General features: G+C 69.8%; 17 protein-coding genes. 7 read left to right on the forward strand and 10 right to left on the reverse strand.

The annotated features are described in order from the left end of the window. Nucleotides 1–139 precede the first annotated feature (139 nt). Together VGN58_RS01080 and VGN58_RS01085 are read left to right on the forward strand one after the other, a co-directional pair. Nucleotides 140–535, forward strand: a complete 396-nt coding sequence (locus tag VGN58_RS01080; protein WP_327480778.1) for a BlaI/MecI/CopY family transcriptional regulator — start codon at nt 140–142, stop codon at nt 533–535. Nucleotide 536: 1 nt separating this feature from the next. After that, the gene (locus tag VGN58_RS01085) at nt 537–2,366 is read left to right on the forward strand and encodes a M56 family metallopeptidase (protein WP_327480780.1); all 1,830 of its coding nucleotides are present in this window, start codon (nt 537–539) and stop codon (nt 2,364–2,366) included. A 94-nt stretch (nt 2,367–2,460) separates the two neighbouring features. Here the strand turns inward: VGN58_RS01085 and VGN58_RS01090 are convergent, their stop codons facing one another. From VGN58_RS01090 to msrB, 5 genes are all read right to left on the reverse strand, one after another. Then, nucleotides 2,461–2,751 carry a DUF4031 domain-containing protein gene (locus tag VGN58_RS01090; protein WP_327480783.1) on the reverse strand — a complete coding sequence of 97 codons (291 nt, stop codon included), beginning with the start codon at nt 2,749–2,751 and terminating at the stop codon, nt 2,461–2,463. Then, complete coding sequence (locus tag VGN58_RS01095; RefSeq protein ID WP_327480785.1) at nt 2,748–3,155, reverse strand: DUF3037 domain-containing protein; 408 nt, start codon at nt 3,153–3,155, stop codon at nt 2,748–2,750. The genes VGN58_RS01090 and VGN58_RS01095 overlap by 4 nt, the downstream gene beginning before the upstream one ends. Beyond that, a complete protein-coding gene (locus VGN58_RS01100; RefSeq protein WP_327480787.1) occupies nt 3,142–3,915 on the reverse strand; it encodes a HipA family kinase in 774 nt (257 codons plus the stop codon). Before VGN58_RS01100 ends, VGN58_RS01095 begins: the two co-directional genes overlap by 14 nt. 34 nt (nt 3,916–3,949) lie before the next feature. Beyond that, nucleotides 3,950–5,002, reverse strand: a complete 1,053-nt coding sequence (locus VGN58_RS01105) for a CorA family divalent cation transporter (RefSeq protein WP_327480789.1) — start codon at nt 5,000–5,002, stop codon at nt 3,950–3,952. 78 nt (nt 5,003–5,080) lie between these two features. Next, a complete protein-coding gene (msrB, locus tag VGN58_RS01110) occupies nt 5,081–5,548 on the reverse strand; it encodes a peptide-methionine (R)-S-oxide reductase MsrB (protein WP_327480791.1) in 468 nt (155 codons plus the stop codon). 96 nt (nt 5,549–5,644) lie between these two features. Here msrB and VGN58_RS01115 point away from each other — a divergent pair, with 96 nt between their 5' ends. Beyond that, on the forward strand, nt 5,645–6,457 hold the full coding sequence (locus tag VGN58_RS01115; RefSeq protein WP_327480793.1) for a hypothetical protein: 813 nt from the start codon (nt 5,645–5,647) through the stop codon (nt 6,455–6,457). A 33-nt stretch (nt 6,458–6,490) separates the two neighbouring features. On the opposite strand, the gene VGN58_RS01120 is transcribed toward VGN58_RS01115, so the two are convergent. Then, entirely contained in the window at nt 6,491–7,063 is a 573-nt protein-coding gene (locus VGN58_RS01120; RefSeq protein ID WP_327480795.1) for a DUF3016 domain-containing protein, read from the reverse strand. Between the two features lie 108 nt (nt 7,064–7,171). Beyond that, nucleotides 7,172–8,080: an AraC family transcriptional regulator gene (locus VGN58_RS01125; RefSeq protein ID WP_327480797.1), complete on the reverse strand. Its 909-nt coding sequence runs from the start codon at nt 8,078–8,080 to the stop codon at nt 7,172–7,174. 197 nt (nt 8,081–8,277) lie between these two features. On the opposite strand from VGN58_RS01125, the gene VGN58_RS01130 reads away from it, so the two are divergent. The 4 genes from VGN58_RS01130 to VGN58_RS01145 all read left to right on the forward strand — a co-directional run bounded on the left by VGN58_RS01130 (nt 8,278) and on the right by VGN58_RS01145 (nt 12,280). Next, nucleotides 8,278–9,012 (forward strand): SDR family oxidoreductase, encoded by a 735-nt coding sequence (locus VGN58_RS01130; protein WP_327480799.1) that lies wholly within the window; start codon nt 8,278–8,280, stop codon nt 9,010–9,012. Nucleotides 9,013–9,091: 79 nt separating this feature from the next. Then, nucleotides 9,092–10,126 (forward strand): aldo/keto reductase, encoded by a 1,035-nt coding sequence (locus VGN58_RS01135; protein ID WP_327480801.1) that lies wholly within the window; start codon nt 9,092–9,094, stop codon nt 10,124–10,126. A gap of 206 nt (nt 10,127–10,332) precedes the next feature. Next, a complete protein-coding gene (locus tag VGN58_RS01140) occupies nt 10,333–11,613 on the forward strand; it encodes a metal-dependent hydrolase family protein (RefSeq protein WP_327480803.1) in 1,281 nt (426 codons plus the stop codon). A gap of 10 nt (nt 11,614–11,623) precedes the next feature. After that, nucleotides 11,624–12,280 carry a DsbA family oxidoreductase gene (locus VGN58_RS01145; protein WP_327480805.1) on the forward strand — a complete coding sequence of 219 codons (657 nt, stop codon included), beginning with the start codon at nt 11,624–11,626 and terminating at the stop codon, nt 12,278–12,280. Here the strand turns inward: VGN58_RS01145 and VGN58_RS01150 are convergent. The 3 genes from VGN58_RS01150 to VGN58_RS01160 all read right to left on the reverse strand — a co-directional run bounded on the left by VGN58_RS01150 (nt 12,270) and on the right by VGN58_RS01160 (nt 13,854). Beyond that, the gene (locus tag VGN58_RS01150) at nt 12,270–12,803 is read right to left on the reverse strand and encodes a DUF1579 domain-containing protein (RefSeq protein WP_327480807.1); all 534 of its coding nucleotides are present in this window, start codon (nt 12,801–12,803) and stop codon (nt 12,270–12,272) included. The genes VGN58_RS01145 and VGN58_RS01150 overlap by 11 nt on opposite strands. A 60-nt stretch (nt 12,804–12,863) precedes the next feature. Further along, nucleotides 12,864–13,076 (reverse strand): hypothetical protein, encoded by a 213-nt coding sequence (locus VGN58_RS01155; protein ID WP_162108305.1) that lies wholly within the window; start codon nt 13,074–13,076, stop codon nt 12,864–12,866. Between the two features lie 133 nt (nt 13,077–13,209). After that, a complete protein-coding gene (locus VGN58_RS01160) occupies nt 13,210–13,854 on the reverse strand; it encodes an arylesterase (protein WP_327480812.1) in 645 nt (214 codons plus the stop codon). Between the last annotated feature and the right edge of the window lie 14 nt (nt 13,855–13,868).

Below are 13,868 nucleotides of genomic sequence, written 5' to 3' on the forward strand. Positions count from 1 at the left end.
CACCCAAGGATCGGCCCGCCTCCCGGTTTCTTGAGCCGCGACCGTTCGTCGGTGCCGGATCGGGAATGACCTTCGGCAGGGTTGACTACAGCTGTCGCCACGGGCATTTTGACGACAACTGTAGTCATCAGGTGACGCCATGTCCGGCAAGGCCCGCAAGTCCATCGGCGACCAGGAACTGGCGCTGCTGCAGCATCTGTCCGCCCACGGCGAAGCCAGCGTCGGCGAGGTCGCCGCCGCGTTCGGAGAACCCCGCGGCCTGGCCCGTTCCACCGTGCTGACGATGATGGAGCGGCTGCGCACCAAGGCCTACCTGCGCCGCCGCCAGGTGGACGGCGTGTACCGCTACGCGCCGGTCGCGCAGTCGGACGACGTGATGCGCAGCGCGGTGGGCAGCTTCGTCGAAAAGACGCTGCAGGGCTCGCTGTCGCCGTTCGTGGCGTGGATGTCGCAGCGCACCGAGGTCAGCGACGACGAACTGGCCGAACTGGAGGCGCTGGTCGCCACCCTTCAGTCGAAGCGGAAGGAGGGCTGAGATGGACCTCATCGCACTCGCCGATGCCGCGATCGCCCGACTGCTCGCGGTCGGCCTGCAGTCGCTGATTCTCGCCGCCCTTGTGTGGGCGCTGTGCCGTTACCTGCCGCGCCTGGATGCGCGCACCCGCGCCTGGCTGTGGTGGCTGGTGGCCACGCAGATGGTGGTCGGCCTGGTCTGGCATGCGCCGGTGGCATTGCCGCTGCTGCCGGCCGAACCGGTCGCCGCGCCGGTCGTGCTGGCAGTGGCCGCGGACGCGTCGGCTTCGTCCACGCCGGCGATGTCGGTGGTGCCGGCGGCGACGGCGCAGGCCGAGGGAATCGACACGCGGGTGCTGCTGCTCGCGGCCTGGCTCGCCGGCATCGCGGTGATGCTGGCGAACACGCTGCGCCATGCGTGGCGGCTGCGCGGGCAGATCGCACGCGCGCAGCCTTGTCGCGACCGCCGCGTCCTGGCTGTGTACGGCACCCTGGTACGCCGGCTCGGCATTGCGGCCGCTCCCGCCCTGCGCGTCAGCGACGAGATCGACTCGCCGATGCTGGCGCGGCCATGGCGGCCGGTCCTGCTGCTGCCTGCCGACCGTGTCGGCGCGATGAGCGACGACGACCTGCAGATGGCGCTGCACCACGAACTCGCGCACCTGCAGCGCCGGGACCTGTGGTGGGCCTGGATGCCGGCGCTCGCGCAGCACCTGTTCTTCTTCCATCCGGTCGCGCACCTGGCGGCGCGCGAGTACGCCTTCGCCCGCGAGGTCGCCTGCGACGCTGCGGTACTGCAGGACGAGCAGCACGCCGCCCACGACTACGGACGCCTGCTGGTGAAGCTGGGCGTTTCCACCGCGCCATCGCCTGCACTGGCGGGCGCCTCTCCCACGTTCCGCATCCTCAAGAGGAGACTGCTCATGCTGCAGCACACCGCTTCGCCCCTGCGCACCGGCGCGCTGGCCCTGACCCTCGGCATCGTGCTGCTGGGCGTGGTGCCGTACCGCGTGATCGCCAGCAGCACACCGAAGGCGGCGCCGGCGCCGATGGCCCCGATCGTGGCTGCGCCGGTCGCGGCATCCACCGTCGCGCCGCACGCCGAGCCTGTCGTCGCACCGTCGCCACGCGCCGCACCCCGCCCGATCGTGGTCGCTGATGCGCGCGACATGCCCGCGCCCCCTGCACCGCCGGCACCGCCTCCCGCGCCCACCATCGTCCCGCCGCCTGCACCCGCGCCCCCTGCCGCACCGTCCCCGATGCGCGGCACGTGGAGCATCGGCGGCGCGCACAATGGCGACGCCTATGTGCTGATCGACGACGATCGGGTGACGATGGCGGGGCACAGCGACGACATCCGTATCGCCAGGGCGTTGCAGCAGGGCAAGACGCCGGTGCTCTGGCTGCGCCAGGACGGCAGGGAATACATCGTGCGCGACCCCGCCACCGTCAGGCAGGTGAAGGCGGCGCACGCGCCGGTGGAAGCGCTGGGTGCGGAGCAGGGCAAGCTCGGCGAACGGCAGGGCGCGCTCGGCGAACGCCAGGGCGCGCTGGGCGTGAAGCAGGGCGAGCTGGGCATGAAGATGGCCGCCATCGGCGTCGAACGGGCCAGCGCCTCGCTGCGGCGCGACGACGCCCGGGACGCAGCCAGGGAACGCCGCATGAACGCGCTGCAGGACGAACAGGAAGCCCTGGCCCGGCAGCAGGAAGTGCTCGCCCGCCAGCAGGAACCGCTCGCGCGTCAGCAGGAAGCGTTGGCGCGCAAGCAGGTGGCCGCGACCGACCAGCTGCAGCGCGATGTCGACCGCTTGCTGGACGAAGCGATCCGCAGCGGCAAGGCCCAGCGCCTCTGATCGGTGCCGTAGAGCGGAGCTTGCTCCGCTGCCTTCCGATCCGATCACCGGATCTTCAAAGGCCACGGAGCCGAGCAAGCTCGGCTCTACGCCATCACGGCGCTGTCGTTGCACCGCTCCACTGCGAACGCGCGACGCGGATGATCGCGCGAACCTGTTCGCGGTCGCGATGGCGTGAAATGGCGACGGCGCCCAGCCGCAACGCCTCATCGCGCAAGGCTTCGGTCACGTCGTAGTGCGCGCCGCTGCGCTTGTCCTGGAATGCGCGGCGCGGCATCCCGAGTCGCGCGGCCATCCCATGCAGTTCGTCGAGCGTGTCGGCCATCAGGTGCGCCCAGCGCTGACCGCGCCACAGCGTCACCGGATCGTCCACGTACACGCTCATCGCGGCGTGGTGGGCTTCGGTGGCCGCACCATGCGGTCCATCAGGTGTTCCAGCGTGGCGGGCAGGTCGCCGCAGCGGCCCATGTGCACCGGCGAGGTCTGGATGATGGAACTGCGCTTGGCCGTCAGCCAGTGGAAGCGCGCACGCGGCGGCAGCAGGCCGATCGGCGCGGCGGCGTCGCCGCCGCGGCAGATCGCCGGGATGGTGTCCAGGTGGCGGCGCAGCGAGTCGAGGTCCAGTGTGGGATCGAGCGCGAGCAGGCGCGCCTCGTCCAGTTCGATGCGCGCTTCCAGGAAGCCGGCCCGTTCGCACGACAGGATGATGCCGACATTGACGAATTCCTCGCGCTCCACGCGCGGGACCACGCGGATCACTGCGTAGTCGTAGGTGTCATGCGCGCGCACGGATCGTCTCCTGCACGAACGCGCTGCGCTGCGCTACACGCTGCGTCAGGTAGCTCACGTACGCGGCGCGCTGTGTCCGCGGATCGCCGAAGGCATCGGGCCCCTCCAGCCACGCATCGGGCACCTCGTCGACGATGCCGGCGATCACATCGTCGGACAGGCGCGACGCCAGTTCCGCATCGACGTCGGCAATCCCTGATGCCCAGCGCAGCAATACGTGGTCGCGGATCAGCGGGAACGGCTTGCCCGCACCGGAGGTGTCGCCATCCCAGCCGTGATGGAAGTACAGCGCCGCGCCGTGATCGATCAGGTGCAGGCGGCGGTGCCACATCAGCAGGTTGGTATTGCGCGCCGTGCGATCGACATTGCTGATGAAGGCGTCGAACCAGACGATGCGCGAGGCGAGATCGGCATCGGGCTGTTCGGCGACCGGGTCGAAATTGACCGCGCCCGGCAGGTAGTCCATCGCCAGGTTGAGACCGGCGCTGGCCTTGATCAGGTCCTGGATCTCGGGGTCGCCCTCGGTGCGGGCGAGGTCGGCATCCAGCTCCATCAGCGCCAGGTCGGGCATCGGCAGGTCCAAGGCCCTGGCGAGTCCGCCGCAGATCAGTTCGGCGACCAGCGCCTTCGGTCCCTGGCCGGCGCCGCGGAACTTGAGGACATACAGGCCCTCGTCGTCGGCCTCGACCACAGCAGGCATCGAACCGCCTTCCCGCAGCGGGGTGACGTAACGGGTGGCGGTGCGGAGCGGGAGCGTCATCAGGCCGTCAGGATACCGCGCCCGGGATGCCTGCTCAGGTGGAGCGCGACACGCCCATGCGCCGCAACGCCAGGTAGACCGCGACGCTCGACGCCATGCCCAGCAGCAGGGCGAAGGCCAGGCCATGCGGGCTGTGGGCGAACGGCAGTCCCGGCAGGTTCATGCCGAACACGCCGGCCACCAGACTGGGCGGCAGCAGCAGGGCGGTGACCATCGACAGCACGTAGAGGTGGCGGTTGGTGCGTTCGGCCAGCTTCGCCGCGACCTCGTCCTGCAGCAGGCGCGCGCGTTCCTGCAGCGTGGCGACATCGCCATCCAGATCGTCGAAGCGCTGGGTCAGGCGCGAGACCGCGGGCAGCAGTTCGTGCCCGGTATCGGCCGGATGCCGCTGCTCGAACTGCTTCAGTACGCGCCGCATCGCGGTAAGCGGACGGTGCAGGCGTACGGTCTGGTGGCGCAACTGCGCGAGATCGCGCCGCTCCTCGCCGATGCTGTCGGCCAGCACGCGGTCCTCGATGCGGTCCAGCCGCACCGACAGGCCGTCGCTGCTGCGCTCGACCGTATCGGCGAAACGTCCGGCGATCAGTTCGAGCAGCCGTAGCGGCGAATCCGCGACTGCGTCCTTGCAGACCGAACGGCGCGCCGCTTCCACCGACCGCAATGCGTGACGCCGCGCGGTGACCAGCAGCGTCGGCGTCAGCGCGAAATGCAGCCAGCCGATCCCGTCGTCGCCGCGCAGCTGGCCTTCCGCGGCGAGGTCGACGCCGCGCTGGTGGGTCCAGTCGACGAACACGCCGTGCACGGCTTCGTCTTCGAGCTGCAGATTGACGTGCGAATCCGGCGCCAGCAGCGTGGCGCATGCGTCCTCGGGCAAGGGGAGCTTCGCCGCTACCTGCGCGCTGCGGGCGTCGCTGAGGTCCAGATGCAACCAGTGCCAGCGATCTCCGGCGGCCTGCAGGGTGTCGAGGCCGCACTGTCCGGCCTCCAGTACGCGGGCGCGGCCATCCGCGTCGAACCGGTACAGCCACAGCGCGCCGGGCAGCCCGGAGAACGGCGAGGAGCGCGCTTCGGAAGGGACGGGGGCCATGTTGCAGCCGTGCGACGGTGAAGTGACGGTCAGGCTACCGCCGTCATGTGCCCGTCCCGTGACAGGCGCCGCCGTCGGCTACCCGGCCGGTTGCGCTTCCGCACCGCCGCGCTGCAGCGGATCGGGCAGGGCCTCGCCATTGGGCGTGAACGCCAGCGACACCGAATTCAGGCAGTGGCGTTCGCCGGTCGGCGGCGGGCCGTCGGGGAACACATGGCCCAGGTGCGACTGGCAGCGCGCGCAGACGATCTCGGTGCGGACCATGCCGTAGCTGGTGTCGCGGATGCGGCCGACATGCGCTTCGTCCACCGGCTGGAAGAAGCTCGGCCAGCCGGTGCCCGAATCGAACTTGGCGCTGGAGCGGAACAGCGGCAGCCCGCACAGGCGGCAGGTGTAGACGCCGTCCTGCTTGTTGTCGAGGAAGACGCCACAGAACGGCGCTTCGGTGCCGTGCTGCAGCAGCACGCGGCGCTCTTCCTCGCTCAGTCCCGCGATCAGGGTCTCGCGCTGCGCGTCGGTCGGCGGGGTGAGGTCGAAGGCGGTCATGGCAGGGCTCCGTGGGGGACGCACCGGATATGGTGCCGCGCAACCGGGCATGCAAGGCTGGACTATGATCCGCGCTCACGTCTGCCCGAGACACGGATGCGCCCGATCCTGCCCTTCATCGCCCTGCTGCTGGTCGCGCCCGTGGCCTCGACGCAGTCGCTGCCCGCGCCCGCATCGGCGGCCTGCGTCGATGCGCGCCAGCTCGTCGAACTGAGGCAGGCCTCGTCCCGTCAGCTGGCGGGCCTGGACCGCAGCGGCCAGCGCGTCCGCATCGACCTGGGCGACGACTGTCCGGGCAGCGCAGGCGCCAGCGCGCAGCTGCTCGCCCGCGGCGGGCGCGTCTGCGGTGCCGAGGGCGAGGCGGTGCGCATCGGCACGGCCACCTGCCCGATCGTCGCCGTGACGGCCGTCAGTGCGCGCGACTACGCCGGCCTTGCGCGCGCCGCCGCCGCGCTCGCCGACGACACCGCCACCACGCTGGAGACGGTCGAAGTGCGCGGGGAGCGCCGTCGCGGTTTCGGCGGCTCATCCAGCTACTGCTTCGACACGCGCTACCTCCGCTCATGGTCCGAGGACGGCAGGGGCATGCTGGTGGAGGTTTCGCCTGCGCGGTCCGGCGGCCATCGCTACTACCGCGTCGAGTTGCCGCAGAGTTGTCCCGATCTCGATGCCGCGCCTGCCATCAGCTTCCGTTCCGGCGTGGGCATCAGCCTGATCTGCGGCAATCCGGGCGATCGGGTGGTCGCCGACGGCACCGGCGACAGCGTGTCGTTCGACGCGTCGTCGCCGTACCCGGTCAGCGACGACGTGCGCGCCTCGCGCTTCCGCGCCGGCATGCGCTTCCAGTGCACCGTGTCGGCGGTCTATCCGCACGAATCCGAAGACGGAAACGGACAGGCCCCGCGTTGAGCGGGGCCTGCCTGTCGCGATCCTGCGCGGACATCAGCGCGTCGAGGTGAGCGCCGCGCCGCTGCGGAACTCCTTGCGCAGCCAGTCGTCGATCAGCCGCTTCTCGTAGCGCAGCGCATCGTTGTTGTTGATCTGCGTGCCCATCAGGAAGGCGTGGTCGACCAGTTTGCGCTCGCCTTCGGCCACCACCTGGCCGTCCGCGCCCTTCAGCGTGAAGCTGAGCGTCATGCGCGGCGGGTACAGATCCTTGACCACTCGGATGTCGTTCATGCCGATCCGCACCGTCGGCTCGTAACGGCCGGCACGGTCGATGTCGGTGATGGTCAAGTCCAGGGTCTGCCCTCGCGCGAGGCGCTGGCCGGCCTCGTCGCGCAGGTAGGTCGCCAGTTGGGTGACCCAGGTGCCGCGTTCGGCTTCCCAGCGGTTGCCGCTGTACTTGATCTCGCTGAACTGCGCGGGATCGGTCCAGCTGACGCTGACCGCGCCGCCATCGGCGGGCACGCTGCGCGGCAGGTTCGGATCGGTGACGGTTTTGGGAGCTGCGGTGGCGCCGGCGGCGAACGCCAGCGCGACGACGGCGGAGAACAGCAGGGCAGGCGCCTTCATGACGGAACCTCCGTGGGAGTCACACGAAGTGTGCGCCCGCCGGTGGGGTGAGACAACACGGCGGCGCGCCACGCGCCGCATGGCGTTCAGTCGCGGTTTCCAGGCCATTCAGAGGTTGCGCAGACGCTCCACGTCGCGCACCGGCGGCGCACCGAACATGCGGCTGTATTCGCGGCTGAACTGCGACGGGCTTTCATAGCCCACGCGGTGCCCGGCACTCGCCGCGTCCAGCACTTCGCTGAGCATCAGCCGGCGCGCTTCCTGCAGGCGCAGCTGCTTCTGGTACTGCAGCGGGCTCATCGCGGTGACCGCCTTGAAGTGGTGGTGCAGCGCCGACGTGCTCATGTGCACCTCGCGGGCGATATGGTCGATGCGCAGCGGCTTGGCGTAATGCTGGCGCAGCCAGTGGATCGCCTTGGCCACGCGCTGGCCCTGGCTGTCGGCGATGCCGATGTGGCGCAGCATCGCGCCCTGCGGGCTGCACAGCACGCGGTAGAGGATCTCGCGTTCGATCAGCGGCGCGAGCAGGGGGATGTCGCGCGGTGTGTCGAGCAGTTTCACCAGCCGGATCGCGGCCTCCAGCAGTTCCACACTGCTGGGCGCCAGGCACAGGCCGCGCGAGGGTGGCGGCAGCGGGGCGTCCGCGGATTCGGCCTGGGTGACCAGTTCGGCGATGGTGGACGCCGAGAGTTTCAGGATCAGGCACAGGTACGGCGCATCCGCGGAGGCCTGGGTCACCTGTGCGGTGACCGGCAGGTCGACCGAGGCCACCACGAAGCGGCTCGCGTCGTAGTCGTATACCTCGTCGGCGAGGATCGCGCGCTTGGCGCCCTGCACGATCAGGCACAGGGCCGCCTCCTGCACGCCGCGCATCGGCAATGGCATCGGCGCGCTGAGGCGCGAGAACTGCAGCGACGGGATGGCGGTCGTGTGCAGGCCGTCGCTGCGGGCGGATCGTTCAATCAGGCCGGCCAGTTCGCGGAGGCAGCCGTCGTGGGCGGGCGTGGTGTCTGCCATGGGGAAGCCTTGGGGGACAGGGGGTGGGGATGGGGCGAGTCTACGCACGGTGCCGGCGGATGGAACCGCTCGCCTCGAGCCTGCGCAGGATCAGGCAAGCATCGTGGAGAAACCGGATATCGACGCGGCGGTCGCGGCGCCCAGACTGCGCACCGTCCCGGCGCACCCGCGCCGTGCTTCCCCCAACGAGGTGTCCCATGTCCGGAATCCAAGGAAAAGTCATCGCCATCACCGGTGCCAGCAGCGGCATCGGCGAAGCCACCGCCCGCGAACTCGCCCGCCGTGGCGCAACGGTCGTGCTGGGTGCGCGCCGTACCGACCGGCTGGAGAGGCTGGTCGCCGGGATCGAAGCCGCCGGCGGCACGGCCCGCCAGCGCGCGCTCGACGTCACCCGTGCCGACGACGTGCAGGCTTTCGTCGCGTTCGCGCAGGCCGAATTCGGCCGGCTCGACGTCATCGTCAACAATGCCGGCGTGATGCCGCTGTCGCCGCTGGCCGCGCTGAAGATCGACGAATGGAACCAGATGATCGACGTCAACATCCGCGGCGTCCTGCACGGCATCGCCGCTGCGCTGCCGGTGATGCAGGCGCAGGGCGGCGGCCAGATCATCAACGTCGCGTCCACCGCCGGCCATCGCGTGTGGCCCAGCGCGGCGGTGTACTGCGCCACCAAGCACGCGGTGCTGGCCATCTCCGAAGGCCTGCGCCAGGAGCATGACGATCTCCGCGTCACCGTGGTGTCGCCGGGCGTGACCACCAGCGAACTGGCCGAGACCACCAGCGATGCCGGCATCAAGGCGTGGCTGGAGGATTTCCGCCAGGTCGCGATTCCCGCCGAGGCCATCGCGCGGGCCATCGCCTATGCGGTGGAACAGCCCGACGACGTGGATGTCAGCGAAGTCATCGTGCGCCCGGCCGCAAGCGCGAACTGAGCGTTCCATCGCAAGGGGTTGCCGTTGCGGCGACGGGGGAGTGCAATGGCGCACTCCCCCGTTCCAGCAGGCATTCCCCATGGACTATCGTTATCTCGGTGCATCCGGTTTCCGCGTCCCCGTGCTGTCCTTCGGCACCGGCACCTTCGGCGGCCAGGGCGCGCTGTTCAGCGCCTGGGGCAGCACCGACGTGGCCGAGGCGCGCCGCCTGGTCGACATCTGCCTCGATGCCGGCCTGACCATGTTCGACAGCGCCGACATCTATTCGAAAGGCGCCGCCGAAGAGATCCTCGGGCAGGCCATCAAGGGACGCGCACGCGATTCGCTGCTGATTTCCACCAAGGCCACGTTCCGCTTCGGCGACGGCGAGAACCAGGTCGGCTCGTCGCGCCACCATCTGATCAATGCGGTCGATGGCGCGCTCAAGCGCCTCGGCACCGACTACATCGACCTGTTCCAGCTGCACGGCTTCGATGCGCGCCCGCCGGTGGAGGAAGTGCTGTCCACGCTCGACACGCTGGTGAAGGCGGGCAAGATCCGCTACCTCGGCGTGTCCAACTTTTCCGGCTGGCACCTGATGAAGTCGCTCGCGGCCGCCGACCGCCACGGCTGGACGCGCTACGTCGCGCACCAGGCGTACTACTCGCTGGTCGGTCGCGACTACGAGTGGGAGCTGATGCCGCTAGCCGCCGACCAGGGCGTGGGTGCCGTGGTGTGGAGCCCGCTGGGCTGGGGTCGCCTGACCGGCAAGATCCGTCGCGGGCAGCCGCTGCCCGAGACCAGCCGCCTGCAGTCGCAGGCCGCCAACGACGCCGGACCGCAGGTCGATCTCGACTACCTGTACGACGTGGTCGATGCGCTGGACGAAGTCGCGCAGGAGACCGGCAAGTCGATCCCGCAGGTCGCGCTGAACTGGCTGCTGCTGCGCCCCACCGTCAGTACCGTGGTGATCGGCGCGCGCAACGAGGAACAGCTGAAGCAGAACCTCGGCGCGGTCGGCTGGAACCTCACCCCGGAGCAGGTGGCGAAGCTGGACAAGGCCAGCCAGCGCCCGAAGCCGTATCCCTACTGGCACCAGGCCGGCTTCGCCTACCGCAATCCGACGCCGGTCTGATCGCGCCGCGCAACGGAATCCCTGCAGGAGCGACGTAAGTCGCGACCGCGCCGGTACCCCGTGCAGAAACAAGAACGCAGCAGCGCGCCCGAACAGAAAACCATCGGCTTTCCGTGGGCGGCCAGGTGCGCGGTCGCGACTTACGTCGCTCCTACAGGGTGGGCTTGCTACATTCGCTCTCTCTTCATTCGACTTCCGGATCCCCCATGCGCCTGTGCGTCCTCGCTGCCGTCCTGTCCGTCGCCTGCGCGCCTGCGTTCGCGGCCACCACCTACGTCAAGGCGGGGCGCCTGCTGGATGTCGAATCCGGTCGCCTGCTGACCGATCAGGCCATCGTCATCGAGGATGCGCGCATCACCGCCATCGGTCCGGCCGCGGACACGCCGGTGCCGGCGGGCGCGACGGTGCACGATCTCTCGGGCAAGACCGTGCTGCCCGGCCTGATGGACGCGCACGTACATCTCCATGGCGATGCCGATCTGCAGGGCTATCGCCGCCTGGCGATCTCGCTGCCGGCCGCCGCCATCAAGGGCGCCAAGAACGCGCGCACCACGCTGCTGGCCGGCTTCACCACCGTGCGCGTGCCCGGCTCGCCCGGTTACGCCGACGTGGCGCTGCGCGATGCGATCGCGAACGGTGAGGTCGACGGCCCGCGCATCCTTGCCGGTGGCGTGTCCATCGGCATCACCGGCGGCCACTGCAGCGACAACAACCTGCTGCCGGCCGAGTACAAGGCGGTCGGCGAGGGCGTCGCCGATGGCCCGTGGGCCGCGCGGCAGAAGGTGCGGCAGAACGTCAAGTTCGGCGCCGACTTCATCAAGACCTGTTCCACCGGCGGCGTGCTGTCCAAGGGCACCGAAGTCGGTGCGCCGCAGTACTCGCTGGAGGAACTGAAGGCGCTGGTCGACGAGGCGCACGCGCTGGGGCGCAAGGTCGCCTCGCACGCGCACGGCGCCACCGGCATCCGCAACGCGCTGCTGGCCGGCGTGGATTCCATCGAGCATGCCAGCTTCATCGACGATGAAGGCATCGCGCTGGCGAAGAAGCACGGCACGGTGCTGGTGATGGACATCTACAACACCGAGTACATCCTCGGCGAAGGCGAGAAGGCCGGCTTCCTGCCGGAATCGCTGGAGAAGGAGCGCCGCGTCGGCGCCACCCAACGCGAGAATTTCCGCAAGGCGCACCAGGCCGGCGTCGTCATGGGCTTCGGCACCGACGCTGGCGTGTATCCGCACGGGCTCAATGCGCGCCAGTTCTCGCGCATGGTCCAGTTCGGCATGACGCCGCTGCAGGCGATCCGCTCGGCCACCGTGGTCAATGCGCGGCTGTTCGGCATCGACAAGGAGGTGGGCGTGCTGAAGCCGGGCTACTCAGCCGACCTGATCGCCGTCGACGGCGATCCGCTGCAGGACGTGGCGGTGCTGGAAAACGTCGGCTTCGTGATGAAGCAGGGTCGCGTCTACAAGAACACCGGCAACGACTGAGGCGCCGCGCATGTCCAAGCCCGTGAAGATCGATTTCGTCTCCGACGTCGCCTGCCCTTGGTGTGCCATCGGACTGGCCGCGCTGGAGCGCGCGATGGCGGCTGTCGGTGATGACCTGCAGGTCGAACTGCATTTCCAGCCGTTCGAGCTGAATCCCGACATGGGGCCGGAGGGCGAGTCCATCGCCGACCACCTCGCGAAGAAGTACGGCCTGACCGCCGATCAACTTGCGCAGAACGGCGAAGCGCTCCGCCAGCGCGGCGAAGCCCTCGGCGTGCGCATCGACCTGCAGAAGCGCGACCGCATCTACAACACCTTCGATGCGCACCGCCTGCTGCACTGGGCAGGCGAGCTCGGCGCCGCGCAGCAGCTCGCGCTCAAGCGCGCCCTGCTGCAGGCCTACCACGGCGAAGGCCGCAACGTGTCCGATCGCGACACCCTGGTCGACGTCGCCGCGTCCACCGGCCTGGATGCCGCCGAAGCACGGCGCGTCCTGGAGGCGGACACCTACGCCGCGCAGGTCCGCGAGCGCGAGCATTTCTACCAGCAGCGTGGCATCCGCGCGGTGCCGTCGGTGATCCTCAACGACCGCCACCTGGTGCAGGGCGGGCAGCCGCCCGAGGTGTTCGAGCAGGCCCTGCGGCAGCTGGCCGGCATCAGCGGCTGACGCGGGTGTAGTGCGTTTCCACCGCGCGCATTTCCTCGCCCTGCGGGGTGATGTTGAACATGGTGATGACCAGGGTGTCCGGATCGGGTTGTTCCAGCCTCGTCCGCCAACCCCAGCGCGGGCCGCCCTGTCCGTCGCCGTAGCTGCCGAGCATGTCGGGGTGGGGCGCGCCGCCTCCGCTGCCGGTCGAGAACATGATGCTGGTGCCGGTGCCGAAACTTTCCACCCACGCCGATTCCCAGTTCCCGTCGTCCAGGTGGTAGCCGTAGATCACGACGCCTTCGATGGGGTTGTCGTTGAAGCGGGTTTCGTATTCGTGGATCAGGAAGCGCCCGCCCAGCGCACTGCGGATGCGCCCGCGTTGGGGTGCCTCGCCGGCCAGTGCGTCCGGGGTGAACCACAACCGGAAGCTGCCTTCCCAGTCGCCGGCCATCTGTGCGAGCTGCCGGTGCCGGCCTTCCGCCAGCGATGCCTCGAATGCCTGCTTGCCCATGGCCAGCGCCTCCGCACGTGGAGTGCGCATCATGCCATCGGGGAGACGCGCGGACCGCTCGGCGGCGCCCGCGCGCCGTGCCGGCGCGGCTCAGCCGTGGCGGGCCAGCAGCACCGACTCGTTGCTGGGCATTTCCACGACCACGGCGGTCGGGATGCCATGGTGCTGGTGCAGGGTGGCGGCGAGCAGCTTGGCGCTTTCGCGCGCATCGCCGAGGTTGTCGAACCAGTTGCGGCCGTACTGGCCTTCGTAGAGCTGCCAGCCTTTGTCGTTGGCGGCGATGGTGAACAGCAGGCGGGGCATGACGGACTCCAGTCAACACGCCGGGCAGGGAACCGGCGTGCGCACTGTGCGCGAATGTGCCAGCTATCACATTCGGCGGACACCCCGCGTCCGCGTAGGAAAAATCCTACCGGGCGGCCGGCCGTTGCCGGCGTCAGCGCAGCAGGGGTTCCAGCGAGGTCCAGACATGGTCGCGCAGCTTCGGTTGCACGCCGGCGACGGGGTGCAGGTTGTCGGCCTGGTAGGCCGAGCGGTCCAGTGCGATCGGTTCCAGCAGGAACGGCAGCAGGGCGGTCTTGTACTGGCTGGCCAGCGCGCGGTAGTTCTGCTCGAAGCCGCGCGTGTAGTCGGGTCCGTAGTTCGGCGGCATGCGCATGCCGACCAGCAGCACCTTCGCCCTGGTCGCCTGGGCCGCCTTGATCATCTTCTCTAGGTTGGCACGGGTCTGCGCCAGCGGCAGGCCGCGCAGGCCATCGTTGGCGCCGAGCGCGATGACGACGACGGCGGGCCTGTGCCGTTGCAGCTCCGCCGCCATGCGTGCCGCGCCGCCTGCGGTGGTCTCGCCGCTGATGCTGGCGTTGACGATGCGCCAACCCGGCTTGGTCTTGCCGATGCGGTCCCCGGTCAGCGCCACCCAGCCCTGCGCCGGCGCCAGGCCGTAGGCGGCGGACAGCGAATCGCCCATCACCAGCACCGTGCGCGTGCCCGTTGCCGGTGCAGCCGAGGCCGTCTGCGCTGCGACGGGCCGTGCCGACCATGCGACGAGCAGCAGCACCGACAGGCCCAGAACCCATTGCATGCGGGCGCGCAGGG

It is taken from the genome of Pseudoxanthomonas sp., assembly GCF_035999195.1.
Taxonomy (GTDB): domain Bacteria; phylum Pseudomonadota; class Gammaproteobacteria; order Xanthomonadales; family Xanthomonadaceae; genus Pseudoxanthomonas_A.